This window comes from Embleya sp. NPDC025285 (assembly GCF_055558835.1).
Map to the genome: position 1 here is coordinate 1 of NZ_JBVHLU010000125.1, position 26603 is coordinate 26603.

The 26603-nt window shown below is 71.3% G+C and carries 23 protein-coding genes and 1 pseudogene; 8 read left to right on the forward strand and 16 right to left on the reverse strand.

Translation table 11 applies throughout. The features are described 5' to 3' along the window. Positions 1 to 233 precede the first annotated feature (233 nt). The 7 genes from ACZ4FV_RS45410 to ACZ4FV_RS45440 form a co-directional block, all read right to left on the reverse strand. Positions 234 to 1271, reverse strand: coding sequence for an NADP-dependent oxidoreductase (locus tag ACZ4FV_RS45410; protein WP_395858824.1), 1038 nt, complete (start codon positions 1269 to 1271; stop codon positions 234 to 236). Beyond that, positions 1268 to 2806 (reverse strand): long-chain fatty acid--CoA ligase, encoded by a 1539-nt coding sequence (locus ACZ4FV_RS45415; protein ID WP_395858823.1) that lies wholly within the window; start codon positions 2804 to 2806, stop codon positions 1268 to 1270. The genes ACZ4FV_RS45410 and ACZ4FV_RS45415 overlap by 4 nt, the downstream gene beginning before the upstream one ends. A gap of 144 nt (positions 2807 to 2950) precedes the next feature. Continuing rightward, a complete protein-coding gene (locus ACZ4FV_RS45420; protein WP_395858822.1) occupies positions 2951 to 3403 on the reverse strand; it encodes a MaoC family dehydratase in 453 nt (150 codons plus the stop codon). A 55-nt stretch (positions 3404 to 3458) separates the two neighbouring features. Further along, positions 3459 to 4577, reverse strand: a complete 1119-nt coding sequence (locus ACZ4FV_RS45425; RefSeq protein ID WP_465326773.1) for an acyl-CoA dehydrogenase family protein — start codon at positions 4575 to 4577, stop codon at positions 3459 to 3461. Continuing rightward, the gene (locus ACZ4FV_RS45430) at positions 4574 to 5752 is read right to left on the reverse strand and encodes an acyl-CoA dehydrogenase family protein (protein WP_465326775.1); all 1179 of its coding nucleotides are present in this window, start codon (positions 5750 to 5752) and stop codon (positions 4574 to 4576) included. The genes ACZ4FV_RS45425 and ACZ4FV_RS45430 overlap by 4 nt, the downstream gene beginning before the upstream one ends. Then, positions 5746 to 6537 carry an SDR family oxidoreductase gene (locus tag ACZ4FV_RS45435; RefSeq protein ID WP_395858818.1) on the reverse strand — a complete coding sequence of 264 codons (792 nt, stop codon included), beginning with the start codon at positions 6535 to 6537 and terminating at the stop codon, positions 5746 to 5748. Before ACZ4FV_RS45435 ends, ACZ4FV_RS45430 begins: the two co-directional genes overlap by 7 nt. A gap of 522 nt (positions 6538 to 7059) precedes the next feature. After that, a complete protein-coding gene (locus ACZ4FV_RS45440; RefSeq protein ID WP_465326777.1) occupies positions 7060 to 8202 on the reverse strand; it encodes a PP2C family protein-serine/threonine phosphatase in 1143 nt (380 codons plus the stop codon). A 320-nt stretch (positions 8203 to 8522) separates the two neighbouring features. Between ACZ4FV_RS45440 and ACZ4FV_RS45445 the strand changes: the two genes are divergently transcribed. Further along, positions 8523 to 8867: a zinc-binding dehydrogenase gene (locus ACZ4FV_RS45445; RefSeq protein ID WP_402231189.1), complete on the forward strand. Its 345-nt coding sequence runs from the start codon at positions 8523 to 8525 to the stop codon at positions 8865 to 8867. A gap of 67 nt (positions 8868 to 8934) precedes the next feature. On the opposite strand, the gene ACZ4FV_RS45450 is transcribed toward ACZ4FV_RS45445, so the two are convergent. Then, positions 8935 to 9852: an SDR family oxidoreductase gene (locus ACZ4FV_RS45450; RefSeq protein ID WP_402231187.1), complete on the reverse strand. Its 918-nt coding sequence runs from the start codon at positions 9850 to 9852 to the stop codon at positions 8935 to 8937. A gap of 140 nt (positions 9853 to 9992) precedes the next feature. On the opposite strand from ACZ4FV_RS45450, the gene ACZ4FV_RS45455 reads away from it, so the two are divergent. Next, a complete protein-coding gene (locus ACZ4FV_RS45455; protein ID WP_395858814.1) occupies positions 9993 to 10262 on the forward strand; it encodes a hypothetical protein in 270 nt (89 codons plus the stop codon). A 376-nt stretch (positions 10263 to 10638) separates the two neighbouring features. Here ACZ4FV_RS45455 and ACZ4FV_RS45460 read toward each other — a convergent pair whose 3' ends face one another. The 5 genes from ACZ4FV_RS45460 to ACZ4FV_RS45480 all read right to left on the reverse strand — a co-directional run bounded on the left by ACZ4FV_RS45460 (position 10639) and on the right by ACZ4FV_RS45480 (position 17260). Then, the gene (locus ACZ4FV_RS45460) at positions 10639 to 11820 is read right to left on the reverse strand and encodes an ROK family protein (RefSeq protein ID WP_395858813.1); all 1182 of its coding nucleotides are present in this window, start codon (positions 11818 to 11820) and stop codon (positions 10639 to 10641) included. Between the two features lie 56 nt (positions 11821 to 11876). Continuing rightward, entirely contained in the window at positions 11877 to 13139 is a 1263-nt protein-coding gene (locus tag ACZ4FV_RS45465; protein WP_395858812.1) for a sugar ABC transporter permease, read from the reverse strand. Beyond that, the gene (locus tag ACZ4FV_RS45470; RefSeq protein ID WP_395858810.1) at positions 13136 to 13945 is read right to left on the reverse strand and encodes an ATP-binding cassette domain-containing protein; all 810 of its coding nucleotides are present in this window, start codon (positions 13943 to 13945) and stop codon (positions 13136 to 13138) included. The genes ACZ4FV_RS45465 and ACZ4FV_RS45470 overlap by 4 nt, the downstream gene beginning before the upstream one ends. 99 nt (positions 13946 to 14044) lie before the next feature. Further along, positions 14045 to 15151 (reverse strand): sugar ABC transporter substrate-binding protein, encoded by a 1107-nt coding sequence (locus ACZ4FV_RS45475; RefSeq protein WP_395858809.1) that lies wholly within the window; start codon positions 15149 to 15151, stop codon positions 14045 to 14047. 1245 nt (positions 15152 to 16396) lie between these two features. Beyond that, a complete protein-coding gene (locus tag ACZ4FV_RS45480) occupies positions 16397 to 17260 on the reverse strand; it encodes a LysR family transcriptional regulator (protein ID WP_402231183.1) in 864 nt (287 codons plus the stop codon). Positions 17261 to 17353: 93 nt separating this feature from the next. Between ACZ4FV_RS45480 and ACZ4FV_RS45485 the strand changes: the two genes are divergently transcribed. Next, positions 17354 to 18238 (forward strand): aldo/keto reductase family oxidoreductase, encoded by an 885-nt coding sequence (locus ACZ4FV_RS45485; RefSeq protein ID WP_465326781.1) that lies wholly within the window; start codon positions 17354 to 17356, stop codon positions 18236 to 18238. A gap of 327 nt (positions 18239 to 18565) precedes the next feature. On the opposite strand, the gene ACZ4FV_RS45490 is transcribed toward ACZ4FV_RS45485, so the two are convergent. Beyond that, positions 18566 to 18913, reverse strand: coding sequence for a hypothetical protein (locus ACZ4FV_RS45490; RefSeq protein ID WP_402231180.1), 348 nt, complete (start codon positions 18911 to 18913; stop codon positions 18566 to 18568). A gap of 549 nt (positions 18914 to 19462) precedes the next feature. Here ACZ4FV_RS45490 and ACZ4FV_RS45495 point away from each other — a divergent pair. Continuing rightward, on the forward strand, positions 19463 to 19783 hold the full coding sequence (locus tag ACZ4FV_RS45495) for a DUF6191 domain-containing protein (protein ID WP_395858805.1): 321 nt from the start codon (positions 19463 to 19465) through the stop codon (positions 19781 to 19783). 188 nt (positions 19784 to 19971) lie between these two features. Here the strand turns inward: ACZ4FV_RS45495 and ACZ4FV_RS45500 are convergent, their stop codons facing one another. Then, positions 19972 to 20865 (reverse strand): NAD(P)-dependent oxidoreductase, encoded by an 894-nt coding sequence (locus tag ACZ4FV_RS45500; RefSeq protein WP_402231178.1) that lies wholly within the window; start codon positions 20863 to 20865, stop codon positions 19972 to 19974. 106 nt (positions 20866 to 20971) lie between these two features. Here ACZ4FV_RS45500 and ACZ4FV_RS45505 point away from each other — a divergent pair, with 106 nt between their 5' ends. Both ACZ4FV_RS45505 and ACZ4FV_RS45510 read left to right on the forward strand, forming a co-directional pair. Continuing rightward, positions 20972 to 21379 carry an ArsR/SmtB family transcription factor gene (locus ACZ4FV_RS45505; protein WP_402231177.1) on the forward strand — a complete coding sequence of 136 codons (408 nt, stop codon included), beginning with the start codon at positions 20972 to 20974 and terminating at the stop codon, positions 21377 to 21379. 232 nt (positions 21380 to 21611) lie between these two features. After that, entirely contained in the window at positions 21612 to 23090 is a 1479-nt protein-coding gene (locus tag ACZ4FV_RS45510; RefSeq protein WP_402231175.1) for a hypothetical protein, read from the forward strand. Positions 23091 to 23174: 84 nt separating this feature from the next. Here ACZ4FV_RS45510 and ACZ4FV_RS45515 read toward each other — a convergent pair. Continuing rightward, positions 23175 to 24266: pseudogene (locus ACZ4FV_RS45515) on the reverse strand (helix-turn-helix transcriptional regulator); the annotation flags it as partial. A gap of 258 nt (positions 24267 to 24524) precedes the next feature. Between ACZ4FV_RS45515 and ACZ4FV_RS45520 the strand changes: the two are divergent. Then, positions 24525 to 24947 (forward strand): VOC family protein, encoded by a 423-nt coding sequence (locus tag ACZ4FV_RS45520; RefSeq protein ID WP_465326784.1) that lies wholly within the window; start codon positions 24525 to 24527, stop codon positions 24945 to 24947. Positions 24948 to 25392: 445 nt separating this feature from the next. Then, on the forward strand, positions 25393 to 26493 hold the full coding sequence (locus tag ACZ4FV_RS45525) for a winged helix DNA-binding domain-containing protein (protein WP_395858799.1): 1101 nt from the start codon (positions 25393 to 25395) through the stop codon (positions 26491 to 26493). Positions 26494 to 26603 lie beyond the last annotated feature (110 nt).

Here is a 26603-nt window from a genome sequence, read left to right on the forward strand (position 1 = left end):
GGCACAGGGACGGAAGCCCCTAGACCGACTACAAGAAACCCCCGCCCCCCCCCCCCCCCCGTGGTGCCCCCCCCCCCCCCCGCGGTCGGCCGGCTATGCGCCGCGCCACACCGGGGCGCGCTTTTCCGCGAAGGCGCGGGCATCTTCCAGGGCGTCGGCCGAGCGGAAGATCGACGGGACCCGGTGCTCGCCAGGATCGGTGCTCGCCAGGATCGGTGATCACCGGGTCCCGTTCACCGGATCCGTAGCACCAACTTGCCCGTGTTCGCGCCGGAGAACAGTCGCAACAACGTCTGCGGAAACGCCGTCACGTCGCCCTCGACCACGTCCTCGCGCGAGCGCAACCGCCCGTCCGCGAGCCACCCGGCCAATTCGGCCGTCGCCTCGGCGTAGCGGTCCGCGTAGTCGAACACCACCATGCCGGTCATCGAGGCCCGATTCACCAGTAGCGAAAGGTAGTTCGACGGGCCGGGACCCTGCTCGGTGTTGTTGTACTGCGAGATCGCGCCGCAGATCACCACCCGCGCGCCGCGCGCCAGCCGGGTCAGCGCGGCATCCAGGATCTCGCCGCCGACGTTGTCGAAGTACACGTCGACACCGTCCGGGCAGTGCTTGCGCAGTGCGGCCTTGACGTCCTCGCTCTTGTAGTCGACGGCAGCGTCGTAGCCGAACTCCTCGACCAGCAGGCGGCACTTGTCCGCGCCTCCCGCGATGCCCACGGTCCGGCAGCCCTTGAGCCGAGCGAGTTGGCCGACCACACTGCCCACCGCGCCCGCCGCGCCGGACACCAGCACGGTCTGGCCCGGTTGCGGGTCGCCGATGTCGAACAAGCCGAAGTACGCGGTCAGTCCGGTGATCCCGAGCGCGCCCAGATAGGTCGACAACGGCGCCGCCGCCGGATCCACCCGGCGAACGCCGCGCCCGTCCGAGTCCGCGTACTCCTGCACGCCGAACTGGCCGTACACGTGCTGCCCGACCGCGAAGTCCGGGTGACGCGAGGCGATGACGCGGCCGACCGCGCCGGCCCGCATCACCTCGCCGATGCCCACCGGCGGGATGTAGGAACGCACGTCGTTCATCCAGCCGCGCATCGCCGGGTCGAGCGAGATGTGCGAGATCTCCACCAGCAGCCGGCCGTCGGCAGGCTCCGTCACCGGTTCGCCGACCAGGTCCCAGTCGGTGGCCTTGGGCAGCCCGAACGGGCGTGCGGCCAACCGGATCTGCCGGTTGACCAGGTCGGCGGGCAGCGGCCCGCCGGCGAGCGTGGTCATATGGAACGCAACTCCTTCTTCATGATCTTGCCGGAGGGGCCCTTGGGCAGTTCGTCGAGGATCCGCACCACCCGCGGATACTTGTACGCGGCCATGCGCTCCTTGCAGAACGCGACGATCTCGTCCGGGTCGGCCGCCTCGCCCGGGCGTAGCGCCACGACCGCGACCACCTCCTCGCCGAGTCGCTCGTCCGGCCTGCCGACCACGGCCGCCTCGGCGATCGCCGGGTGGGTGTACAGGACTTCCTCCACCTCACGCGGATAGACGTTGTAACCGCCCCGGATCACCAGGTCCTTCTTGCGGTCCACGACGAACAGGAAGCCGTCCTTGTCGAGGTAGCCGAGATCGCCGGTGTGGAACCAGCCGTTGCGGAAGGCCTCGGCGGTGGCCTCCGGGTCGTTGCGGTAGCGGGTGATGATGTTGTGCCCGCGCAGCAGGATCTCGCCCACGTGCTCGGCGCCGGGCGGCAGCGGCAGGTCGTCCGGGTCGGCCACGCGCAGTTCGACACCCCAGATCGGCTTGCCCACGGACAACACCCGACGGTCGTCGGCGCGGTTGAAGGTCGCGGTGCTCGCGCTCTCGGAAAGCCCATAGCCCTCCAGGATGACGACGCCGAACGCCTCCTCGAACTCGCGGATCACCTCGCCGGGCATCGACGCCCCACCCGAACTGCCCACCCGCAGCCGGGACAGGTCGAGCCCGGTGCGATCCGCGGCCAGCAACGCGACGTACATCGTGGGCACGCCCACGATCACGCTCACCCCGTCCCGGGCCATCTGGTCGAGCACACTCTGCGCCTCGAAGCGCAGTACCAGCGACAGCGTCCCGCCGTAGCGCACGCACACATTCAGCACGCCGGACAGGCCGTATACGTGGAACAGCGGCAACGCGCCGATCGAGACGTCACCGGGGAACAGGCCGAACAGGTCACCCGAGACGGTGCAGTTCTGGTAGAGCTGGAAATGGCTCAGCTCGGCGCCCTTGGGCCGCCCGGTGGTGCCGCTGGTGTACAGCAGCACGGCCGTGTCGTCGCTCGACGTCGGCTCGATGTCGCCGTGGAGCGACTCGGCCCGGTCCGGCGGCCCGTCGGGCAGCAGCAGGGCGAACGCGAGGGTGTCCTGCGGCACCGCGGTGCCCTCGACCAGGTTGACGGTGTACACAGCGGTGCCCGGTACGGCGGCGGCCGCGCCCAGCGCCTCGGCGGCGAACACGTCGAAGGCGATCAGGGTGCGGGCACCGGAGTCGGTGAGGTGGTAGGCGATCTCGGTCGCCTTCAGCAACGGGTTCAGCGGCATCAGCGTGACGCCGGCCTTGAGCGCGCCGAAGTAGGCCACCACGAACTCGGGGACGTTGGGCAGGGATATCGCCAACACGTCGCCCCGGCCGAGTCCCTTCGCACGCAGGCCGCGGGCGAACCGGCTGCTGAGGTCGTCGAGTTCGCGGTAGGTGATCGGGGTGCCCTGGTGGATCAGACACGCCGTGTCCGGAGTCGCGAGGCGGGACTCGCGGAGCATGACGGCGAGGTTGAAACTCACGCGTGATCCTTACTGATCGAGGTGCCGGGGGTGGCCGGACGTCGGGGAATGCCCGGCCGGGGACGGGTCCGCGGGACGTTGCGGGTCCCGCTGCCGCGGCGCGGTGCCGATGCGGGCGAAAGGCGCCCGACATCGGCATCGGCACTACGGGACGACCAGGGACAGCGTGTCCGCGACGCAGGCGGGCTTGGCGACGCCCTCGATCTCGACGGTGTGCCGCACCGTCAGCCGCACGCCCTGCGCGGTCTCGACCGCATCGATCAGCACGGCGTGGTCGCGCACCCGGGCGCCGGCCGGAACCGGGGCCGGGAAACGCACCTTGTCCGAGCCGTAGTTGACGCCCATCCGCACACCCCGCACGGTGAACAGGCCGGCGGCCAGGGTCGGGATCAGCGACAACGTCAGGTAGCCGTGCGCGATGGTGCCGCCGAACGGGCCCTCCTTGGCCCGCTCGACGTCCACGTGGATCCATTGGTGGTCGCCGGTGGCCTCGGCGAACGTGTCGATGCGATCCTGATCGATGGTCAGCCAGTCGCTGGTGCCGAGTGGTTCGCCCTTGGCCGCGAACACCTCGGTGACGTTCTCGAAGACGCGCATGATGCTCCTTCGTGGTGGCGGCGGGATCCGGGCGGGTCGCCGCCGCCGAGCCGGGTCAGGCGGGCAGGTCGACCAGGTGCGCCAGGGTCGCGCGGTGCCGGTCGGGGGTGCCGAACGCGAGCGCGTCGGCCTTGGCGCGCTTGAGGTACAGGTGCGGGTGGTGTTCCCAGGTGAAGCCGATGCCGCCGTGCAGCTGTACGCATTCCTCGGCGGCGCGGACGGCGATCTCCGAGCAGTGCGCCTGCGCGACGGCCACCGCGACGGGGGTGTCCGGGTCGTCGGCGGCCACGCACGCCGCGGCATACCGGGCCACCGCGCGGGCCTGGGTGATCGACACCCACAGCGCGGCCAGGCGGTGCTTGGGCCCCTGGAACGAACCGACCGGGCGGCCGAACTGGTTGCGGGTCTTGAGGTAGGCGACAGTGCTCTCCAGGCAGAACTCGGCGATGCCGAGCTGCTCGGACGCCAACAGGGCCGCGCCGGTGCCGATCGCGGTGGCCACCGCCGCCTCGGCCCGCTCGCCGCGCGCCAGCGGTACGCCGGTCGCGCCGGTGAACACGACGTCGGTCAGCGGCCGGGTCAGGTCGAGCGAGACGACCGGGCGGCGGTCCACGCCGACCTGATCGGTGTCGACCGCGTACAGCACGGGCCCCTCCGCGCTCCCGACCGCGACGACGAGGACATCGGCGGTGCCGGCGTCGACGACCGAGGTCGCGGTACCGGTCAGGGAGTCGCCGTCGGCCCGCACCCCGTCGGGGAATCGGGCACCGGGTGCCGTGGCGAAGGAGACCGCCAGGGTCGCGCTGCGCCGGCCGCCGGCCAGGTCGGTGAGGAGCGGCCCGGCGTCCACCGTGTCCACCGCGCGCAGCGCGGCGGTCGCGAGCACCGCGCTGCCCAGGAACGGGGTCGGCGCGACCGTGCGACCCAACTCCTCCAACACCACGGCGGTTTCCCGCCAGGTGGCGCCGCTGCCGCCGTGCTCCTCGGCGACGGCCAGTCCGGCCGCGCCGATCTGCTCGGTGAGCACACGCCACAACTTCGGGTCGTACGGCTCGTCCGTCTCGATCCGGGCGAGCAGCGCGGCCAAGGTCACCCGCTCGGTGAGCAGGTCGCGGATGCCGGAGCGCAGTTGGTTCTCGTCCTCGGTGTGCACGAGGTGCTCGATGACACTCATCGGGGCAGGTCCTTCCACGCGACGTCCTTGTCCACCCGAGGCTCCGCCGGCAGGCCCAGCACGCGCTCGGCGACGACGTTGAGCAGGATCTCCGAGGTGCCGCCCTCGATCGAGTTGCCCTTGGCGCGCAGGTAGCGGTAGCCGGGCGAGCGGGTGGTGAAGTCCACCGACGCCGGTCGGCGCATGGTCCACTCGTCGTGCCGCAGCCCCTCTTCGGCCAGCAACTCCACTTCCAGACCCGAGATTTCCTGGTTGAGTCGGGCGAAGGCGAGTTTGGCCGCCGAGCCTTCGGGGCCGGGTTCGCCGGCCGCCAGTTGCAGGCGCAGTCGGGCCGAGGTCAGGCGGGCCGCCTCGGCTTCCACCCACAGCCGCAGCAGCCGGTCGTGCAACCCGGCGGTGCGCAGTTCCGGACGCGTACGCCAGGTGTCCGCGACGATGCCGATCATGCCGCCCTCGCGTGGTGCGGCACCGCCGCCGATGGCCACCCGCTCGTTCATCAGCGTGGTGCGTGCCACGCTCCAGCCGTCGCCGACATCGCCGAGGCGATGCGCGTCGGGGATGCGCACGCCGGTGAGGAAGACCTCGTTGAACTCGGCCTCGCCGGTGGCCTGGCGCAGCGGACGCACCTCGACGCCGGGCGCGGTCATGTCGCAGACGAAGTAGGTCATACCCCGGTGCTTGGGCAGTTCGGGGTGGGTGCGGGTGACCAGGATCGCCCAGCGCGCCTCGTGGGCCATCGACGTCCACACCTTCTGGCCGTCCACCACCCACTCGTCGCCGTCGGGCACCGCCCGGGTGCCCAGCGCGGCCAGGTCCGAACCGGCCCCGGGTTCGCTGAACAACTGGCACCACACCTCCTCACCGGTCCACAACGGCCGCAGCCAGCGGGCGCGTTGGGCCTCGGTGCCGTACGCGAGCACGGTCGGCGCGGCCATTCCCAGCCCGATGCCGATCCGGCCCGGGTCGTTGGACGGCGCGCCGGCGGCGGCGAATCGCGCGTCCACGGCCGGTTGCAGCGCACGCGGCGCGTCCAGGCCGCCGAGGCCGGCCGGGTAGTGCACCCAGGCCAGTCCGGCGTCGAAGCGGGCCCGCAGGTAGCCGAGCGCGTCGTCGGTGTCCGGATGGGCGGCGATGAACTCGCCCACCCTCTTGTCGAGTTCGGCGGCGGTCAGCACAGCGGGCCGCCGGCCACGTAGATCACCTGGCCGGACACGAAGCCCGCGCCCTCGCTCACCAGGAACGCGATGGTGTTCGCGACGTCCTCGGGCCGGCCGACCCGCCGCACCGGGATCTGCTCGGCCGCGGCCTGCTGGAAGGCCTCGAACTCCATGCCGACCCGGGCCGCGGTCGCGGCGGTCATGTCGGTGACGATGAAGCCGGGTGCCACCGCGTTCGCGGTCACGCCGAACTTGCCCAGTTCGAACGCCAGCGTCTTGGTGAAGCCTTGGAGGCCGGCCTTGGCCGCCGAGTAGTTCGCCTGGCCCCGGTTGCCCAGCGCGGACGAACTGGAGAGGTTGACGATCCGGCCGTAACCCGCCGAGGTCATGTGTGCCTGGACCGCGCGGCTCATCAGGAACGCGCCGCGCAGGTGTACGTCGATGACCGTGTCCCAGTCGCCGTCGGACATCTTGAACAGCAGGTTGTCGCGGATCACACCCGCGTTGTTGACGAGTACGGTCGGCGCGCCGAGCACGTCGGCCACGCGCGCCACCGCGGCGTCGACCTGCTCGCCCACGGTGACGTCCGCGCCGACCGCGAGCGCGTTGCCGCCGGCCGCGACGATCGCGGCCACGGTGTCCGCGCAGGCGGCCTCGTCCAAATCGAGCACGGCCACGGCCATGCCCTCGGCGGCGAGCCGGCGCGCGGTGGCGGCACCGATGCCCCGGGCGGCGCCGGTCACGATGGCCACGCGTGGTGCGGTCGCGTCCGCGGTCGAGGTCGAGGGAGTGTTCTCGGTCATGGGTGGGGGATCCTCCGGGTCGTCGCGGGTCACGAGGTCGGCCGGCGAATGCCACGCACCGCCGTCCCGAGATGCGACCCGCACGCCCGGTCGTGAGGTGCCGACCGGTCGGTATGCACATGCATCGGAAGCGGAGGAGCGGGAATCACGCTGTGCCTGTCACGGTACCGACCGGTCGGTATCAAGGCTAGAGCGCAACGCGAACTCGTTCGGGTGGCTCGTGGGGCGGGGTGCCCGGGCGCGCCCGCGCGGGAGGGCCTGTCGTAGTCGCGCGAGGGGGTCGACGCACCCGCGAGAAAAGGTTCCCGGGTACGGGGGCGGGGCTGTCGCGGGCGCGCGGGGAGGGCCGTCGTGTCCGCGCGGAGAGCGCCCGCAGCACCGCACGGAGGCCTGCGACGACGCTCGGGAGGGGCCGGCGGTGGCACGCGGCGGCCGGTTCGGCGGGCGGCCCGCCCGCCACGCCCGTCCCGCTCGGCGCCGCAGGCCCGGGCGCGGCTCGGGCGGCGTCGAGCGGGACGGCGGTCACCGGGACCGGCCGACCACCTTCGGTACCTCCGGGCGGAGCAGCATCAGGGCCGCGTCGTCGGTGAGCCGCTCGCCCACGTGTGCCAGCAGCGCCCGCTGCAGCAGGGTGAGCAGTTCGTTCGCGGGCAGGTTCGGATCGGCGTTCGCGGCGATCCACTCGCGGAGCGGAAAGAACCGGCCTTGGGCGTCCCGGGCCTCGGTGGTGCCGTCCGTATACAGCAGCAGCGACTCGTCCGGCGTCATCCGGAACCGGTAGGCCGACACCCGCTCGTCGCCGGGAATCAGGCCGGCCAGGCCGAGCGGCAGTTCGGTCGCCACATCGAGCCAGCGCACACCGGACGGGCCGATCAGCGCGGGCGGCTCGTGGCCGTAGTTGACCAGCTCGACCAGGCCGTCCGGGCCGAACTGGGCGATCAGCGCGGTGGCGAACCAGTCCGTGTCCGGCTCGCCGAGCAGCACCTGATTGCGGCCGAACCGTTCCAGTCCCTCACCCATCCGCCGCCCGACCTGCCACAGGTCCGACGTCGTGAACGCCGCCTCGCTGAACGTGCCGACCAGGGCCGCGCTCGCACCGACCGCGGTCAGCCCCTTGCCCTGCACGTCGGCGATGAACGCGCGTGTACCGTACGGCGTGGCCACCACGTCGTACACGTCGCCGCCCACCTCCGCGTCCCGTTCCGCCGCCAGGTAGCTGCGCGCCACCCGGATCCCGCCCACCACGGGCGGTGCGGGCGGCAGCAGCGCACGCTGGACGTGCTCGACCACATTGCCCAGCCGGGATACCCGCTCCTGCAGGCGGGTCCGCAACAACACCGCCGCCACCGCGATCGCGCCGCCCAGCACGACCACCACGAACCCGGCCCAGTCGTGCTCGTAGCCGGTCGGCGCCAACCACGGGTCCAGCACCAGGAACGTCAGCGTCGCGAGCACCGCGTAGACGACCGTCGCGCGCACCGAACTCAGGCTCGACGCGGTCATCGGCACCAGACACAACATCGTGTCGGTACGAAACTCGTCGGGTGTGCCGAAGTCGACGGCCACGATCACGACGTACAGCAAGGCCGGCAACAGCGGGATCAACCACCGCATCGGCCGCGCGCCGCCCGTGTCGCCCGTGTCGACCACCGGGGCCTCGCTCATGCCGGGGTCTCACTCATCGGGAAGGCACCGTCCTGGATCACCCGGGGTGGGCCGGTCGTCGGGCATCGGTTGTCGGGCATCGGTCGTCGGGCAGGGCACGGGCCGGTCATCGGTCATCGGTCTGCTCAGCCCTTTCCCGATCCGACCCGTGCCCAGCTACGCCACACGGTTGATCATTGCCGGCCGGCCCGGCCCTCCCCGTCCTGTTCCGCCGCGCCGCCGGGACGCGCCGCCGAGAGGGACGGCCGAGACGCGCGGCCGCGCGGCGGAATGCCGTCGGTGTCAAAGGAGTTGCCGTTCGTGGCAAGCCGAACCCAACCGTGGGAGTACCCCTCCCGCTGGACGTGGTCCCGGACCACGTGGGCGGCCCGCTGCCGACCGCACTGGTGGGTCGACTCGCGCCCGGCGGGCGGGTGATCGCCATCGGCGCCGTGTCCGGCGAGCGGGCGGACTTCTCCTCCCACGACCCGATCGGCCCGCAGACCTCGGTCATCGGCTTCCAGCGCGGCGGCGACTCGGCGGCGGATCCGGCGTACGTGGTCCACCTGGTCGCCGACGGCCTGTTGCACGCGCCCGTCGACTGGCAGGCGGACTGGACCAGGGTCGGCGAGGCCACCGCGCTGCCGCTCGGCCGCCGAGTCCGCGGCAAGGCGGTGCTGCCCTGAGTTGACCCGAATAGATCCCAACTTCCCGATCGGATCCGGCCGATCGGGGAGTTGGCGCCGGCGCCGCTCAGCGATAGCCGGTCTGGTCGGCCGGCAGCCCCGGATCCTGGACCTCGACCAGGTAGCGCCACGCGTCGGGTCGGCTGCCGTCCAGGTCGGTGAAGCCGTACACGCCCGCGAGCTGCCCGCTGGAGAGGGACTGCCCGTTCCAGCGGGCCACTTCGGGGTCGCCCGCCAGTGCCACCACGGCTCGGCCGACGTAGGCGGGGGATTCCGAGATGCCGAAGTGCGGCTGGATCTTCGTGCCCTCCCGCCAGTTGGCCTCGGTCACCCCGTAGTTGTCGAGCATCATCTCCGACCGCAACCACCCGGGAGTCAGCGCGACGGCGGTCGCCCCGCGCGACCCCAGCTCGTGGCCGAGCGCGAAGGCCATCCGCAACACGGACGACTTGGCCAGGTCGTAGAACAAGGACACGCGATAGTTGTCCCGGTTGTACTCGTTGGTGCCGTCGGTCATCTCCACCACCAGGCCGCCGGGCCGGCGCAACAGCAGCGGCAGTGCGTAGTGGTTGGTGATCACGTGCGTCTCCACCGCGAGCCGGAGCAGCCGCAGCCCGTCGTCCAGGTCGTGCTCCCACACCGGGGTGTCCCACGCGAACAGCTTCTCGCCACCCCAGATGTCGTTGACCAGCACGTCCAGCCGACCCTGCTCGGCCTCGATCCGGGCGATCAGCGCCCGTACCCGCTCCGGATCCAGATGGTCCGTGGGCACCGCGACACCGCGACCGCCCGCCGCGGTCACCAGGTCGGCGGTGTCCTCGATGGTCTCCGCACGGTTGTACTCCGAGCGCCGCTCGCGGGTGCTGCGCCCGGTCACGTACACGGTCGCGCCGGCAGCGCCGAGTTCGACCGCGATCCCGCGCCCGGCGCCTCGGGTGGCCCCGGCCACCAGGGCGACCCTGCCCTGGAGTGTGCTCGTCGACATGGTGATTCCTTTCGACATGGCGACTCGTTCGGATCCACTCCGCCCGCCGGCCTTCCCCGCGTGCCCGCGAACGCGTGCACGTACTCGACCCGAGGGAAACACCCACAGTCGCAAGCCGCTCCGACATGTAGCGTCCGGTCATGCGTTCCGGCATATGCACGAAATGCGGCCAGGCAAGCGTCGTCCGGCGCGTGGGCGGCCTTCGCGAGGGCGCGGTGGACATCCTGGCGTGGATCCGTTTCGCCACGTGGCGCAAGACCCGCGCGACGCACTACGTGTGCACGGGGTGCGGCTTCTTCGAGGTGTACCTCACCAAACCCGAGACCCTCGCCGCCCTCGCCCGGGCCTGGGAACCCTGCCCGCCCAGGCCCTCCACGCCACCGCGACCACCACACCCGCCCGGCCGGTGAGATCCGATGCGCAGGGGAGAACCGCTTCGGGAGGTCGGTTCACCGGCCGTACCCGGTGAACCGACCGCCGCGTTCGAGGATGCTCGGGCGCGATGCATTGTCCGAACGCGGCGGCTACACGCGCACCATGAAACAGGGGCCGCCGCGCCGCGCGACCCGATGCTTCACCCGGCCGGCGGAGTCGGGCGACCGAGTCCACCCGAACGCGAGGCCGCACGCCCCTGGCGCGCCGCGTGGTGCGCACCGGGCCGCGCGTCCGGTGGGCCGGCCGAACCGAGGAGCGGACGAATCGTGGCCGGACGGTCCGTGGGGCGTACCACCCGTGGGCCGACGAACCCGGGCCGCAGGACTCGCCGGGGTCGAGTCCCGACAGCCGTCAGCCCGCCGGCGCCAATCCCGACTCGAGCGGGTTGTCCAGCAGGCGGGCGAAGGCCAACTCGGCCGCGCCGTACAGCGGGGCGTCGTCGCCCAAGGCCGCCGTGCGCAGCTTGAGGTGCTCGCGGGTGACCGCCAGCGAGGTCCGGTTGAGCCGACTGCGCACCTGTGCGGCGGTGGCCAGGTACACCTCGCGCAACGTCCCGCCGAACACCACCATCTGCGGGTTGAGGATGTTGACCAGGTTGGCCACACCCAGGCCGAGCCAGTCACCGACCCGGCGCAGACCCTCCTCGGCGTCCTGGTCGCCGCGCGCCGCCGAGTCGGCGAGCCCGCCGATCGCGTGCTTGGCGGTGCCGCGGGTGAGCGCGAACTCGCCGATCTCGGTCTCCCAGCACCCGCGCGAGCCGCACCGACACGGCCGGCCGTCCGGGTTGACCACCATGTGCCCGATCTCGCCCGCGTACCCGTCCCCGCCGGTCACCGGCCGCCCCGCGGACAGGATGCCGCCGCCTATGCACACGTCGCCGTGCAGGTAGATCACGTCGTCACAGCCCACCGCCGCACCCCGGGTGTGCTCGGCGAGCACCCCCAGATCGGCGTCGTTGCCGACCATGACCACCGTGCCGATCGCCGCCGACAACCGCTCGCCCAGCGGCTCGTCGCGCCAATCCGGGGTCGGTCCCTCGGGGATGGTGCCGTCCGAGCCGCGCACCATCGCGCACACCGCGACGCCGCCGCCCACGCACACCCCGTCGCGCGGCGTGGTCAGCCGCATCTGCGCGACGAACCCGCCGAGCGCGTCGGCCACCTCCTTGGGCGAGAACCCGCTGCCCGGACGTTGCAGTTCGCGGCGATCCAGGATCACCCCGCCGAGCCCGACCCGGGCCGCGACCACTCGGTCCACACCGATCGTGAACGCGTACACGTACACCCGCTGCGACTGCGCCCGGACCACCAGCGAGGGCCGGCCCCGCCCGCCACCCGAGGTGTCCCGCGGGGCCTCCTCGACGATCAGGCCCGCCGCCGCCAGATCGGCGGTCAACGCGCCGATCGTGCTGCGGTTGAGCCCCATGCCCGCGGTCAGCTGGGCCCGTGAGGTGGGGCCGAGCACATGCACGTGGCGAAGCAGCGCCCCCAGGTTCTGCCTGCGGATGTCCTCCTGGGTGGGCGCTGCGCGCATGGGGCTGCGGACCCTGCCTTTCTCATCCGTGGCGTCGATCGAGGGGGAGGGCGGCGTCACCGCAGCCCGGCGGCTTCGGCCCGCCGCCGCGACAGGGCGTCGACCCCGGCGGCGAGGAGCAGCACGACGCCGGTCACAACGTACTTGACGCCGGCGCTGTACCCCATGAGACCCATGCCGTTGTCGATCACCGCGACCACCGCCCCACCGAGCACCGCGTCCAACACCCGTCCCTTGCCGCCGAACAGGCTGGTGCCGCCGATCACCGCGGCGCCCACCGCGTACAACAGCACGTTGCTGCCACCGGTGTTGGAGTCCACCGAGTTGGCCCGCGACGCGGCGACGATGCCGCCGATCGCGGCCATCGTGGAACAGATCACGAACGCCGAGATGCGCACCCGGTCCACGTTGATGCCCGCGCGGCGGGCCGCCTCGCGGTTGCCGCCGACCGCGTACAGGCTCAGCCCGTACGGCGTGCGCCGCAGCACGAACGTGCCCACCAGCAACAGCACCACCAGGACGGGCACCACGATCGGCACGCCGCGCAGCGAGGAGATCACCACATTGCGGCTGCGCTCCTGGTTGAGCACGTACACCGCGAGGCCGACCAGAACGGCCAGCGTACCCACCCGGATCCCGGTGATCGCGATCGGTTCGGCGCTCAGGCCCCGCCGCATCCGGTTGCGATTGCGCCGCAGTTGCAGCGCCGCGTACCCGCCCACGGTCGCGGCGGCCAGCAGCCAGCCCACGATCGGCGCGAGGTTGCGGTTGGAGATGGCCAGGATGGTCGAGTCGCGTACCGGCACGTTGGTGCCGCCCTTGACCAGGAGCAGCGACACGCCCTGGAAGGCCAGGAACGCGCCGAGGGTGACCACGAAGGAGGGGATGCCGACCTTGGCCACCAGTACGCCGAGCACCAGGCCGATCACCGAGCCGACGACCAGGGCGGCGAGCACGCCCGCGTACCAGGGCCACCCGTGTTCGGTCAGCAACACCGCGAGCACCGCGGCACAGACCCCGCTGGCGAAGCCCGCGGACAGGTCGATCTCGCCCAGGACCAGGACGAAGATCAATCCCATCGCGATCACGGTGACCGCGGCGCCCTGGGTGAACAGGTTGGCGAAGTTGCCCGCGCTCAGGAACCTCGGGCGCATGATCGCGAAGACCGTGCACAGCACCACCAGACCGAGCACGGCGGGCATCGCGCCGGTGTCGCCGCCGCGCAGTCGGGCGACGTAGTCCTTGATGTGCGTGACCACCGGCGACGCGGGCGCATCGGACTCGCTCTTCTCGGCGAGAGGCAGGACGCTGCTCGTCATCGGTTCACTCCGTTTCGACCCGCGCCGGGACCGAGTGCCTCGGTCTGCCCCGACGTGATGAGTTCGACGATCTGGGAATGGGTGATCTCACTCGTGCTCACCTGGGCTGCGGTACGGCCCAGGTAGAGCACCGCGATCCGGTCGGCGACCGCGAACACGTCGTTCATGTTGTGCGAGATGAGCACGACGGCCAGGCCGTTGTCGGCCAGCCGACGGACCAGTTCGAGCACCTGCGCGGTCTGCGAGACGCCGAGCGCGGCGGTGGGTTCGTCCAGGACGACCACCTTGCTGTTCCACAACACCGCCTTGGCGATCGCCACGGTCTGGCGCTGGCCGCCGGAGAGGCTGGAGACGCGCTGGCGGATCGAGGAGACGGTGCGTACGGACAGGCCGGCCAGGGTCTCCTCGGCGATCTGCTCCATGCTGTCCTCGTCCAGCACCCAGCCACGCCGGCGTTCCCGACCGAGGAACATGTTCTGCACGATGTCGAGGTTGTCGCACAGGGCGAGGTCCTGATAGACGATCTCGACGCCGAGCTCGGAGGCGTCGCGGGGGCTGTTCACGGTGACCGGCGCGCCGTCGAAGAAGTACTCGCCGGAGTCGGCGGTGTGGATGCCGCCGATGCACTTGACCAGGGTCGACTTGCCCGCGCCGTTGTCGCCGACGAGCGCGGTCACCTGGCCCTCGTACACGGACAGGTCCACGTCGCGCAGCACGTGCACGGCGCCGAAACTCTTGTTGATGCCGCGCAGTTCGAGCACGGGATCGGCCGCGGGCGGCGGGGCGGGGGTGGGGGACAGGGCCACGATGCGGGCTCCTCGCGTCGGGGTGGCGGCAGGGTACGCGCCGGGCCGGAACCGACCCTCGTGGGTGTCGGCTCCGGCTCGACTACGCGGTCCGGGTGGCTAGTTGATGCCGAACTCGGTGCACTTGGCGGCGTACGCTCCGGTGCACAGGGTGTCCTTGGTGACGTAGCCGTCGGCGACCACGTCCTTGACGTTCTCCTTGTAGATGGCCACCGGCTCCAGCAGTACGGACGGCACGTCGCGCTTGCCCTCGGGGTCGCGCACGGTGGCGGGCACGGTCGGCTTCTGGCCCTTGGCCAACGCGACGGCCAGTCCGGAGACCGCGTCGGCCTCCTTCTTGATCGCCTTGTACACCGTCATGCACTGGTCGCCGACCAGGATGTTCTGCAGCGCGGTGGTCTCCGCGTCCTGCCCGGTGACCGGGACCTTGCCGTTGAGTTTCTGCTTCTTGAGGATCGAGATCGCGGCGTTGCCCAGGCCGTCGTTGGCTGCAACCACGCCGGAGATGTTCGGCGACTGGGTGAGCATCTGCTCGAACATGTTGGCGCCCTCGGTGTTGTTCCAGTCCGGGACGGCCTGGTCCGGGCCCTTGACGTACTCGCCGGAGTCGAACTTCGGCTTGAGCACCGCGTCGTAGCCCTGCTTGAGCAGCGTCGCGTTGTTGTCGGTGGCCGAGCCGTTGAGCATCGCGACGGTGGGCTTCTGGGCGTTGGCGGCGGACAGGCACTTCTCGATGCCCTGGCCCATCAGCGTGCCGACCTTCACGTTGTCGAAGCTGACGTAGTACTGCGCGCTGCCGCCGAGGGTCAGCCGGTCGTAGTCGATCGTGGCGACGCCCTGCGACTTGGCCTTGTCCAGGACGGCCTTTCCGGTACCGCTGTCCAGGTTGACGATGATCAGCACGGTCGCGCCGTTGGTGATCATCTGGTCGGCGAGGGTCTGGAACTGCGACTTGTCGCCCTGCGCGTTCTGGATGTCGTAGTCGACGCCTGCGGCCTTGAACGCTTCGGTGAGGTACTTGCGGTCGTTGGTCTCCCAGCGGCCCGACGTCTTGCTGTCGGGCAGGATCACGCCGATCTTCGCCTTCTTGCCACCGCCGTTGGTCGCGCCGGACGAGCCGGTGCCGGAGTCGTCGGAGCAGGCGGAGAGGGTGCCGGCGGCAAGCACGGCACAGGCGGAGACGGACACGAGGAACCTCTTGCGCATGGTGGATCCCTTCGGGCACGCGCCGGTGGGGCCGGCGGGGGACGTGGAGGCGTCGTCGAGGGGTGGTGCCGGGTGTGGTGGTGCCTGGGGGTGGTGCCTGGCGGGGTGGTGCGGCCGGTTTGTGTGGCTGGGTGGTGCGGGGTGCTCGGCCGGGTGTTGCGGGCGGTGCGACCTGCGTGGTGCGGCGTGCGATGTGTGTGGTGCGGCGTGCGTGGTGCGGCGCGACGTGCGTTGTGTGGCAGGTGGATGCGGGGGGTGCGACAGCGGGTATCTGCAACACGTGAAGGCGGTGTCGCCTAAATGTTGTGGGCGACAACGTAATAGGCCCACCGGGTGTTCGCCAGACCCCGGAACCCCTGAGAAATGCCGGTTTCGGTAACGGTTGGGAAACGTAAGCGAACCAAAAACCGGTTGTTCGTGAGTGGTGTCTTCAGAAATCAACATCGAGCGGCTCGGGTGGGGTCGAGTGGCTTCGGATCACGAACCCTGGTGGGTGGGGCCGTGGGAGCGATTAAGTTCCAAGCCACAACTTAGGCTGTCCGTTGGGGTGTTGAGGCAGGCTGGGCGGACGGCAAGGAGGGACCCGGCAACCTTTTCGGGGTTCTTGCCTTGGTTGAGCGGTCGCGTTTCGGTGCGCGAGCGGGCGTGGGTGCGGGTGCGTTGCGGGTGCGCCGGGCGCGAAGTGCGAGGTGCGAGAGCGAAGCGCGGGTGGGGGCGGGGCCGAGGTGCGGGTGCTCGCGCGTCAGGCGGGGGCTCTCGTCTCGGTCGGGTGCTCGTGTTGCAGAGCGGTGCTCTGGATTTGGTCGGGTGCTCGTGTTGCGGAGCAGTGCTCTGGATTTGGTTGCGTGCTCGTGGCCCGGAGCGGTGCTCTGGCTTTGGTGGGGTGCGCGTGTTGCGGAGCGGTGCTCTCACTTTGATTGGGTGCGCGCGTTGCGGAGCGGTGCTCTCGCGATCGGTGCTCGCGTCGCAGCGCGGTGATTCGGCTTTGAACTGGTGCTCGCGTTGCGGAGCAGTGCTCTCGTTTCGATTGCATGTTCTTGCTTGTGGAGCGGTGCAGGGACGTCAACGACGACGAGTTGATGCGGCAAGCCAGTGCGGGATGATCGGCCCGCCACACTCGCTGCCGCGGCGCGAAGGTCGGCAGTCCACGGATTCGCGGCCGTGCCCGTGCCCGTGGGCGGCGGCGGTGGGGTGTGGGAGCCGGCCGTCAGGCGGCGTATCGGGGCGACGGAAGGCGAGGGCGGGTCAAAGCCGTGTGGCCGTGCGGATCAGCCCGGCGAGGGCGAGGGAGCGGCTGTGCGCGGGCCACGCGATGTGGGTGACGACGGGGGACGCGTCGGCCAAGGGGACGGCCGTGTGCTCGGCCCATAGCCAGGCGCGGGCGGAGTCGGGGAAGACCGCCACGGTGCGTCCGAGGGCGATGAGCTGGGCGAGCTGCGTCTGGTCGTGGATCTCGGGGCCCGGGCCGGGTGGGTACGTGCCGTCGCGGGACCAGCGCGCGAGTGGAAGATCGGGGATGTCGCCGACTTCGGCCAGGGACAGCGTCTTGCGCGCGGCGAGGGGGTGCCCGGCGGGCAGGATGGCGATCTGCCCCTCGGTCATCAGTTCCTCGCTGTCGAACCCGGTGAGGGAGTTGAACGGCGCGTGCATGAGCGCCACATCGGCACGGCCGTCACGCAACATCTCGCCCTGCTCACAGGTGCCACTCGGCAGCACCTCGATCTCGGCGGCATCGGGCTCGGCCGCGTAGGCGTCGAGGAGCTTGTGCAGCAGTTCGTGAGACGCGCCGGCCTTCACCGCCAGCACCACGCGATTGCGGGGGCCGCCCGGACCGTCGGCGCCACCTGCGCGACGGGTGCGGCGAGCGGCGGCGATGGTCGCGTCGAGAGCTGCCCGGCCCTCGTGCAGCAACATCTCTCCGGCGACGGTCAGGGCGACGCCGCGGCGGTCGCGTTTCAGCAGCGAGACGCCGAGGCGCCGTTCGAGGTGCTGGATCGCCCGGGACAGCGGTGGCTGGGCCATGCCCAAGCGCTCGGCGGCGCGGCCGAAGTGCAGTTCCTCGGCGACGGCGATGAAATACCTCAGCTCGCGGGTCTCCAAGGTGTCCATGGGCGCAGCCTAGCTCGGTGATACCTACCGGGTATGACAGGGCGCTGCATCAGTATTGGATGCACCGCTCGACCGCGAGCCAACATCGACGGCATGAGCGAAACCGTGAACACTCACTCCGCCGCACTGCCCGGCGGTACCTGGACCCTGGGCGACCTGACCGTCACCCGCTTCGGCTACGGCGCCATGCAGCTCGCCGGTCCCGGGGTGATGGGCCCGCCCGCCGACCGCGACGGTGCGATCGCCGTCCTGCGCGAGGCCGCCGGCCTCGGGATCAGCCACATCGACACCGCCGGTGCATACGGACCACGCGTCACCAACCGGCTGATCCGTGAAGCGCTGCATCCCTATCCCGAATCGCTGCACATCGTGACCAAGGTCGGCGCGGTCCGCGATCACCACGGCGGCTGGCCCCCTGCCCGACAGCCCAAAGACCTGCGCCACGCCGTCCGCGAGAACCTCGAGGACCTGGGCCTCGATACGCTGGACGTGGTCAATCTCCGACTCGGCGACGCCCGGGGCCCTCGTCCCGGCTCGCTCGCCGAGCCCTTCGAGACCCTCGTCGAACTCCGGCAACAGGGCCTGATCCGACACCTCGGAGTGAGCAACGCGACACCGGAACAGGTCGCCGAGGCGCAGGCGATCGCGCCGATCGTGTGCGTACAGAACATGTTCAACCTCGCCTACCGTCAGGACGACGAGCTGATCGACGAACTCGCCGACAAGGGCATCGCCTACGTGCCCTTCTTCCCGCTCGGCGGCTTCACCCCGCTGCAGTCCACGGCGCTTTCCGCCGTGGCCACCCGGCTGAACGCGACACCGATGTCGGTCGCCCTGGCCTGGCTGCTGCGGCGGTCGCCGAACATCCTGCTCATCCCCGGCACTTCGTCGACAGCGCACTTGCGCGAGAACGTCGCCGGCGCGCAACTCCCGCTCTCCGACGAGGACCTCACCGAGTTGGACAACATCGGCCACTAGCAGGACACGGCCCGGCCCCGGCAGGCTGGACGAAAGGCCGGTGGCGGCGCGATGCGGACCTCATCGTTGGTGACCGACAGGCGCGTTCACACAGTGCCCGGGTCCGACGACCCCCCTTGTGTCCGGTCAGGTGGCTTCCACGCGCGCGCCGCGTCTTGGAGCACCGCTCTTGTCCGGTCTCGTGCCTGCGTCTCGGAGCGGTGCTCTCGTTTTGGTCGGGTGCTCTGGGTTGATGCCTTGGGCTCGCTGACGAGGGCGGTCCCGAGCGTGCCGTGGCCTGGGTGGATGGGTGGTCCGGTCTCGGGGCGCGTCGCCCAACTGGCTCGGTCAGCGGCGCGGGTGGCGGCGAGCGAGGCGGGCAAGGAGGCGCGGGCGGTGGGGCCGCCGGGTGTGGGCAGGGTGGTGCGGCGGCTCCGGGCGGGTGAGTTCGGCTCGGTGAGGATGCCACGGGTCGTCGGGGGAGCGCATCGGGACCTTGCGCTGTGCTTGGACTTGGATCTCGAGGTGGGCGTCGTTCGCGGTGCCGTGCAGCGCCTCGTCGTAGGACGCCATGGCCCTGCGGATGGCCGCGCCGGCGAGTCCTCGGCGTCGAACGTGCGAGGCCAGCCACACGCAGCAGGCCAGCATCGTGCCGAGGCAACCGGCGACGGTCAGGAATCCCAGGAAGCCACCCATGGCGTCGAGCCTACGTCCGGGCGCGGCCACGCCGGCCACGCCGAAGTGAACTCGGCGAATACGTGCCGGTGATCGTCGTCCGCGTGGGCGTGCGGAGGTCAGCGTGAGCCCCCGGCCCCGGCCGTGACCATGGCCCGCCCCCGGCTTGGTCCTCGGCCTGGCCCCGACCCGGGCCCACCCTGCCCGGTTCGCCCCGCCACATCTCGGCCCGGGCCCGCCCCGCCCTGCCCCGCCCCGCCTCACTTCGGTCCGGGCCCACCCTGCCCCGACCCGGGCCATCCCGTCCGGTTCGCCCCGCCACATCTCGGTCCGGGCCCACCCCGACCCGCCCCACCCCACCCCACCCCACCCCGCCCCGCCCCGGCCCATCCCGCCCGGTTCGCCCCGGCGTGGTTGTGGGGGGTGCGGGAGGGGCGTCCAGCCGGGAGCGTGGAAGGCAAAAGGCGTTGCGAGGAGGGGCTGTTCGCTTCGTGCTCACTGTTTCGACGAGGACGGAAAGTTCCGCGCGAGGTGGGTGAGGTTCGGGGCGGCGGCGCTGATACTGAGGACATGGAACCCGTTGTCTTCATGACACTGCCGACCATGGTCGTTCTGCTGACGGTCGTGGCGTTCGTCGATCAGATGATGCTTCGGGCCGGGCGGGCGGGGCTGTTGCCGTGGCGGAACAGCGGGAGTCGGGGGCAGGTTTCGGCCACCGGCTTCGAGCAACTGCATGCCACTTTCTCGCCGGGGAAGCAGAGCGAGCTCAAGGAGCGGCAGACGGCGCTGCTGCTGCGGGACGACGAGGAGGACGGGGCGCCACCGAACCGGACGACGGTGGATCTGGAGCGCGGTACGGCAGTCGTCCGCATGCCGCGGGCCGATCGGTAGGAGGTGGGAAGCGCTCCCACTCTCCGCGCTCGGCTGCGCGGTGTGGTGACCACGTTTGAATTGGAACCGTCCGACGGGAAAAGGCGGTTGGTGTCGGGGAGGGCGATCCGCGCCGAGCGTGGCCCGGGCGGAGGCGCCGTCGGATGGATGTGGCTATGGATGTGGATACGGGGCGACGCGCGGTTGGGTTACTTGTCGAAGGCGGCGAAGTAGGCCGCTGCCATGTCCTGGTCGCCATGGCCCTGTTCGGAAGCACGGCGGAAGCGAGCCGCGCCGGCTGCGACCACGTCCATGCGGATGCCCGTGTGTTCGGCGGCCTGGAGGACCAGGCGTGCGTCCTTCTCCGCGTTGTCCACCGAGAAGCTGGGGGTGTAGTCGTCGGAGAGGATGGCGGCGGACTTGAGTTGGAGGTAGCCGCTGTCCATCGGGCTGCCGCCGACGACGTCCAGGAAAAGTTGCGGGTCCACGTCCAAGCCCTTGGCCAGGGCCAGGGCCTCGCCGACGCCGTGGGTCAGCGCCAGGACCCACGTGTTGAGGACGAGCTTGAGTCGGGTGGCCGCGCCGGAGGTACCGTCCTCGCCGACCCACAGGGTGCGCCGACCGATCGTGTCGAACAGCGGCTGTACGGCTTCCCGAATCGCCGGCGTGCCCGCCGCCAGGACGACCAACTGCCCCTGCTCTGCGGGTCCCCGGGTGCCCTGGACCGGGGCGTCCACGAGGGTCAGTTCGTGTTCGCGGGCAAAGATGACCAGGTCGTCCAGCGCGTCGACGCCGACCGTGCTGATCTGCACCCACACCGTGCCCGGGCGCAGACCCGGTGCCGCCGCGCGCATCGCGTCCAGGACACGCGGGCCGTCGTTGAGCACGGTGAGCACGATGTCCGCGCCGGTGACCGCTTCGGCGGGTGACGCCGTGGCCGTCACGCCGTCGGTGGCCAGTGCCGCGGCCTTGTCGGGCGTACGGTTCCACGCCCGCACCGGGAAGTCGTCCCGGGATAGATTGCGGGCGATGGCGGCGCCGATGATGCCGGTGCCCAGTACGGCGACGGTGGGTCGGATCGGGGCGGGTTGGGTGCTTGTCATGGCATGGCTCCGCATCAGGTGGTTCGAAAATCTTCGTACCCAGGTACCGTAGACACCCACGGCATGCGCCGGCAACCGTGGGGTCGAAGCAAGGAGCGGATGCGGGATGCCCGTCCAGATGCACCACCCGTCGCTCGACGACGTGCCGTTGAGCGCGGTCTTCGCCGCGCTGTCCGACGACCACCGGCGTGCGGTGGTGGTCGCGCTGGCCGCGGACCCGAACCGTGAGCAGCCGTGTTCGGCGTTCGCGGTGCCCGGGACCAAGTCCACCCGCTCGTACCACTGGAAGGTGCTGCGCGAAGCGGGCCTGATCGTGCAACGCAACACCGGCACCGGGATGCTGTTGCGTCTTCGTGAACCCGAGTTTGATCAACGGTTTCCGGGGCTTCTGGCCAACCTGATCCGTCTCGAAGGCCTCCCGTCGCCGGATGTGACGGGGCCCGTGGAGGCGGCGGAGGCTTCGGGTGCCTCCGAGGCGATGGGCGAGAGGGGCGACCAACCGCTCGGCTTGTGAGCGCGCGGCAGCCTGCCCGACGTGGTGAGGGGGCGGGTCGCGTGGCCGATAGCGGGTTGTGTTGACGCCGATCGCGGAGAGTGACGCCATGCGCCGAATGTCGAGTGCCGAGTCCCATTTGCCGAGTGTGGAGTGCCGCCGGCCATAGGTGCCGGTCATCGGGCTCTGCTGCGCAGTATCTCGGCCGTCATCCGGACTCCCTTGGTAACTGGCCTATGGATAAAGGGAGTTCATGGTGATCTCCGACGGTGGTGGTGGCGGCGGCGGCGACTGCGACGGCTGCGGTTCCGGCGTCGACGGTTGGAGCCTCGTCGAGCGATCCCGTGAGCGGTGGGCTCGGTTGGCCGCGATGTTGGCCGTCAATTCGCATACCCCGGACGCCTTGTTACAGCGGTTGGCGCAGAGTGAGGATGTGCTCACGCTCGTTTCCCTCGGTGGGCGTGCCGGGTTGCCCAAGGCAGTGGTACGGCGGTTGCTCGGCCATCCCGATTCGGCCGTGCGTGAGCGGTTGCTCGATCGATCCGACCGGGCCGTGGAGATTCGGATCGCCCTGCACAACGACCCGGATCCGGCAATCCGCAGCGCGTGCGTCGAGGCGCGCTTCGGAGGACTCGGCGGACTCGGTGACGTTCCCGAACTCCCGCATGCCGTCTATGCTCGCCTGGCGATCGACCTCGATCCGAAGGTGCGCCGGGTCCTCACCCTCGTCCCCCATCTCCCCGACGACCTGGTCGAGTTGCTGGCCCGGGACCGCGACCGGCTCGTCCGACTGGGCCTGTTGCAGCGCTGGAGTACGCTCCCGGCAGTCGCTCGGACCATGCTCGAAGCCACTGCGGACGAGGCCACGCGCCGCGACCTCGCGCTGTATGTACCGGGCCATCGGCCCACCCCGGAGGTGCGCCGCGCGCTGCTCGACGACCCGTCGTCGGCCCGGCGGTTCGCGCTGGTGGCGCCGCTGGACGCGGCCGAGGCGGCCGAGTTCGCGGGCCACCCGGATCCGGGGGTACGCGCCGCGGTCGCGGCCAATCCGACCCTGCCCGCGTCGACGCGCGTGTTGCTTGCCGAGGACGTCTCGGCGACGGTCCGCAGTCACGTGGCGATGCGTCCGGACGTCGGGCCCGAGGAATGCGCGGCGATTCGCCCGTGGCCGGCAGACGCCGTGGATACGGTGGACTGGCTCGTCGATCGCCTCGACGACGTCGACCTGCTTCTGCGCTACCTGGATAGCCCGCATCCCGCCTTCCGCCGCAGCGTCGCGTGCAGCCCGGCGCTTCCCTCGTACGCCGTGGCCCGGCTCGGGACCGACCCGGATCACCGCGTACGCCGGATCCTGGCCGAGCACCACCCCGACGCCCCGACCCAACCCCTGGTGGGCCGGATACCGCCGCTGCGCCGGGGGCCGGGCGGGCCGGCGATCGACCATCCCCGCTTTCCGCCTGCGGCGCTGCGCCGGTTCGCCGATTCCCGCGACCCGCACCTGCGCGCGCTCGCGGCGCTGAGCCGGCGGAGCTCGCCCGACCTGGTCGAACGCCTGAGCCACGATCCCGAGTCCCGAGTGCGCGTCTGCGCGGCGGGCAACGCCCGGCTGAGCCGATCACGCGCTCTGGCGCTGCTGGGCGACCCGGACCCCAGGGTTGCGGAGGCGGTGGTTCGGTACACCCGACTACCCGAGGCGACGATGTCCCGCATCCTGGCCCGAGCCGGCCTCTGAACCCGGGGCCTCCGAACCCGGGCCGACCTCCGAACCCGCAGGGTCGGGACGCTCGCCGGCTCGGGTCGGGTGCGGCGTGGTGGGTGTGTTGGTCGCGGCTTCGGCGTAGCGGCGAGCCAAGTGCGCGAAGGCGTCCCTGAGTTCGGCCGGGCCGACGACCTCGATGTCGGCGTCGAAGCCGCCGATGGTGGCGGCCAGACCGGGCCACGACCACGAGCCGAGGAGCAACCGGCAGCGGTGCGGGCCGAGTTCCTCGACGAGCCCGTCGCGGCTGTAGCGGGACACGTCGGCGGCGGGCAGGTCGAGGATCACCTCGCCGCGGCAGGGCCAGTCGGTCGAGTTGTCGGAGCCGTGGAACCTGCCGGCGACGAAGGCGGACACGTCGACTCCGCCAGGCAGTTCACGCGGGGTGAAGCGGGGTCCGGTGGGGGTGCGCGGGGTGATCCGGTCGGCGCGGAAGGTACGCCAGTCCTCGCGGTCGAGGTCCCAGGCGACGAGGTACCAGCGGCCGCTCCAGGTGACGATGTGGTGGGGCTGTACCCGGCGCGGAAGGGGGAGCGCACGGCGTTCGTCGTTGCCGTTGCCGTTGCCGTTGCCGTTGCCGTTGGCGTTGCCTTGGCCGCCTTCGCCTTCGCCTTCGCCTTCGCCTTCGCCTTCGTCCTCGCCTGCGCCGGCTTCCGGCGGGGACGTGCGGGCGTAGTCGAAGCGCAACACTTCGCGGGCGTGGACCGCGGCGCCGAGGGTCATGAGCACGCCGCTGTCGACCTGTGGGTTCGGTCGGGCCGTGGGTCGCTCGACGGCGGTGACCTCGAAGGTGTCGATGCGCCGGCGCAGACGGGCCGGCATGACCTGGCGGACGGTGGTCAGCGCGCGTGCGGCGGCCTCCTCGATACCGGCACCGGTGGTGGTGGCGATCCGGAGGGCGACGGCGAGGGCGACGGCCTGCTCGTCGTCGAACAACAGCGGCGGCAGTTCCGTGCCGGCGTCGAGCCGGTACCCGCCGTCGGGTCCCTTGAAGGCCACGATGGGGTAGCCGAGTTCGCGCAGCCGGTCGACGTCGCGGCGCACGGTGCGCGGGCTGATGTCCAGGCGCTCGGCCAGCAGCGCCCCGGGCCAGTCCCGGCGCGCCTGGAGAAGCGAGAGCAGCGAGAGCAATCGGGCCGAGGTCTTCTGCATGGCTCCATGATGCCTGGAGAAGCGGCCACAACCTGACCTCTTCTGCTGCGACTGTGATCTCGGGCCGGACGGGGAGAACGCACGGACCAGCCGGGGCACCCGCTCCCGGCAGACACCGTCGACGTGATCGCGGTCCGTGGTGAGCGGTGCGCGCTCTGCGGTGCGCGGGCCGCGGTGTGTGGCCTGTGGTCCGCGGTTCGGTACGGCGGGCGCCGCATGGTGTCCGGAGAAGGCGATCATCGAAGGTCAGGAGCCAGGATGTCGGTTAAGTCGGTCACTCATCTGAACTTCCGGGGCGAGGCTCGGGCGGCGCTCGAGTTCTACCGGTCCGTGTTCGGTGGTGACATCGCCGTCGTCGCGTACGGGGATGCCGGGAACGTGTCGGATCCCGTCGCGGCGGGGCAGGTGATGTGGGGTCAGGTGGTCGCGGACAACGGCTTCCACGTGATGGCGTACGACGTGCCTGCGGGGATGCCGTGGGATCGGGGTGTGAACTCGTTCTTCGTCTCCCTGCGCGGCGAGGACACGAAGGAGATCACGACGTACTGGGAGAAGCTCTCCGTCGGGGCGAGCATCGTGCAGCCGTTGGCGCCGGCGCAGTGGGCTCCGCTCTACGGGATGCTCACGGATCGCTTCGGCGTCGTCTGGGTGCTGGACGTGGCGAGTCCGTACAGCGGGTGAGAGCGGCGAGCGTGATGGGGAGGCGCGCGCGGTCCGCCCTTCCCGTCACGCTGCCGGGCGACGCTCCTGTGACCAGGCGGCAGCGCGGCGGGACGGCACTTGAAGAACCGGAACCGGAACCAGAACCAAGAACGACGAACGAAGACCGACGAACGAAGACCGACGAACGACGAACGCGACGGGTGCGACCGCCGCGATCGACGGAGCCGCCGAGCGCCACCGCCGGAGCCTCGTGCGGGACCGAAGAAACCATGACCGGCACCGACAAGCCATCGAAAGGAACACCCACCATGAGGATGCGGCCCCTGGGACGGACCCGAACGCGGGTCGGTCCGCACTGCCCGGGCACGATGACGTGCGGCCCGTCCCGGGGCTCTGCCCCGCGCATCGCCGCGGTGTCGCTGCGCCGGCGGGCCGTCGACGAGTGCGCGGCGGTGTGCGGCCGATGACCGTTCTCGACACGCGGGCGCTCAACCGCGCGACGCTGGCCCGGCAGTTGTTGCTCGATCGCGCGGACGTACCGACCCTGGACGCCGTCGCGCACCTGTGCGGTTTGCAGGCGCAGGAGCCGCAGGAGCCGTTCGTCGGGCTTTGGTCGCGGCTGCGGGCGTTCGATCCGGCGGTACTCTCGGGTCTGCTGACCGGACGGCGCGTGGTACGGACCGGTCTCATGCGCCGCACCGTCCATCTGGTCACCGCCGAGGACGTCCTGGCCTGGCGGGCGCGCCACGACGACATGCTGCGCCAACGGGTCCTCGGCGTCTACCGTCGCGATCTCGACGGGGTGGACCTCGACGCGCTCGCCGCGGCGGGCCGGGCGGTGATGGCCGACGGCGAACCCCACACGACGGCGGAGATCACGCGGGCGCTCGCCGAGACGTGGCCGAAGACGGAACCGCGGGCGCTGGGGGAGATGGTGATCAGCGCCCTGGTCCCGATGGCGCAACTGCCGCCGCGCGGAGTGTGGCGCACCAGAGCGGGCGTACGCCACCTTCCGCTCGCCACGTGGCTGGGACGCGAGGTGGATCCGCCGGCGCCGGACGGGTCCGATCCGGTGGGGCGGGCGCTGGTACGGCGATATCTGGCCGCGTTCGGGCCGGCCGCCTCGGCCGACCTGCGCGCCTGGTGCGGGCTCGCCGGGCTGCCGGCCGCGATCGCCGCGGTCCGGGAGGAACTGGTGAGCTTCCGCGACGAGCGGGGCCGGGAACTGTTGGACCTTGCCGACGCGCCGCGTCCGGATCCCGACACGCCCGCCCCGGTACGGTTCCTGCCGGCGTTCGACAACGCGATCCTCGGCTACCACGACCGCACCCGGATCATCGACTACGAACACCGCGGCCTGTCCGTCGCCGGTGCGCGCGTCGTCCTGGTCGACGGTCGGGTCGCCGCGACCTGGACCGTGGAGACGGGCACCGTGGTGGTCACCCCACTGCGCCCCTTCTCCCGAGCCGACCGCACGGCCATCACCGAACAGGGCCAGGAACTGGCCGGGTTCCTCTCCGACAACGACAGCCACCGAATCCGGATCGACCCACCGACCGACTGACCACCCGCAAGCACGATCCGCGTCCACGACTCCGGCCTCGGGGGGGGGGGGGGGGGGGGGGGGGAGGGGGCGGGGGGGGGGGGGAGAGGCCGACGGGAGCGGAGAACGCA

What these genes read in the sequence shown, in the direction of transcription:
- ACZ4FV_RS45435 (WP_395858818.1), bottom strand. Translation starts at nt 6,537, where the DNA reads ATGACCGAGAACACTCCCTCGACCTCGACCGCGGACGCGACCGCACCA.
- ACZ4FV_RS45520 (WP_465326784.1), top strand. Translation starts at nt 24,525, where the DNA reads ATGTCGGTTAAGTCGGTCACTCATCTGAACTTCCGGGGCGAGGCTCGG.
- ACZ4FV_RS45480 (WP_402231183.1), bottom strand. Translation starts at nt 17,260, where the DNA reads ATGGACACCTTGGAGACCCGCGAGCTGAGGTATTTCATCGCCGTCGCC.
- ACZ4FV_RS45420 (WP_395858822.1), bottom strand. Translation starts at nt 3,403, where the DNA reads ATGCGCGTCTTCGAGAACGTCACCGAGGTGTTCGCGGCCAAGGGCGAA.
- ACZ4FV_RS45500 (WP_402231178.1), bottom strand. Translation starts at nt 20,865, where the DNA reads ATGACAAGCACCCAACCCGCCCCGATCCGACCCACCGTCGCCGTACTG.
- ACZ4FV_RS45475 (WP_395858809.1), bottom strand. Translation starts at nt 15,151, where the DNA reads ATGCGCAAGAGGTTCCTCGTGTCCGTCTCCGCCTGTGCCGTGCTTGCC.
- ACZ4FV_RS45455 (WP_395858814.1), top strand. Translation starts at nt 9,993, where the DNA reads ATGCGTTCCGGCATATGCACGAAATGCGGCCAGGCAAGCGTCGTCCGG.
- ACZ4FV_RS45465 (WP_395858812.1), bottom strand. Translation starts at nt 13,139, where the DNA reads ATGACGAGCAGCGTCCTGCCTCTCGCCGAGAAGAGCGAGTCCGATGCG.
- ACZ4FV_RS45510 (WP_402231175.1), top strand. Translation starts at nt 21,612, where the DNA reads ATGGTGATCTCCGACGGTGGTGGTGGCGGCGGCGGCGACTGCGACGGC.
- ACZ4FV_RS45505 (WP_402231177.1), top strand. Translation starts at nt 20,972, where the DNA reads ATGCCCGTCCAGATGCACCACCCGTCGCTCGACGACGTGCCGTTGAGC.
- ACZ4FV_RS45525 (WP_395858799.1), top strand. Translation starts at nt 25,393, where the DNA reads ATGACCGTTCTCGACACGCGGGCGCTCAACCGCGCGACGCTGGCCCGG.
- ACZ4FV_RS45485 (WP_465326781.1), top strand. Translation starts at nt 17,354, where the DNA reads ATGAGCGAAACCGTGAACACTCACTCCGCCGCACTGCCCGGCGGTACC.
- ACZ4FV_RS45410 (WP_395858824.1), bottom strand. Translation starts at nt 1,271, where the DNA reads ATGACCACGCTCGCCGGCGGGCCGCTGCCCGCCGACCTGGTCAACCGG.
- ACZ4FV_RS45425 (WP_465326773.1), bottom strand. Translation starts at nt 4,577, where the DNA reads ATGAGTGTCATCGAGCACCTCGTGCACACCGAGGACGAGAACCAACTG.
- ACZ4FV_RS45495 (WP_395858805.1), top strand. Translation starts at nt 19,463, where the DNA reads ATGGAACCCGTTGTCTTCATGACACTGCCGACCATGGTCGTTCTGCTG.
- ACZ4FV_RS45450 (WP_402231187.1), bottom strand. Translation starts at nt 9,852, where the DNA reads ATGTCGACGAGCACACTCCAGGGCAGGGTCGCCCTGGTGGCCGGGGCC.
- ACZ4FV_RS45440 (WP_465326777.1), bottom strand. Translation starts at nt 8,202, where the DNA reads ATGAGCGAGGCCCCGGTGGTCGACACGGGCGACACGGGCGGCGCGCGG.
- ACZ4FV_RS45460 (WP_395858813.1), bottom strand. Translation starts at nt 11,820, where the DNA reads ATGCGCGCAGCGCCCACCCAGGAGGACATCCGCAGGCAGAACCTGGGG.
- ACZ4FV_RS45490 (WP_402231180.1), bottom strand. Translation starts at nt 18,913, where the DNA reads ATGGGTGGCTTCCTGGGATTCCTGACCGTCGCCGGTTGCCTCGGCACG.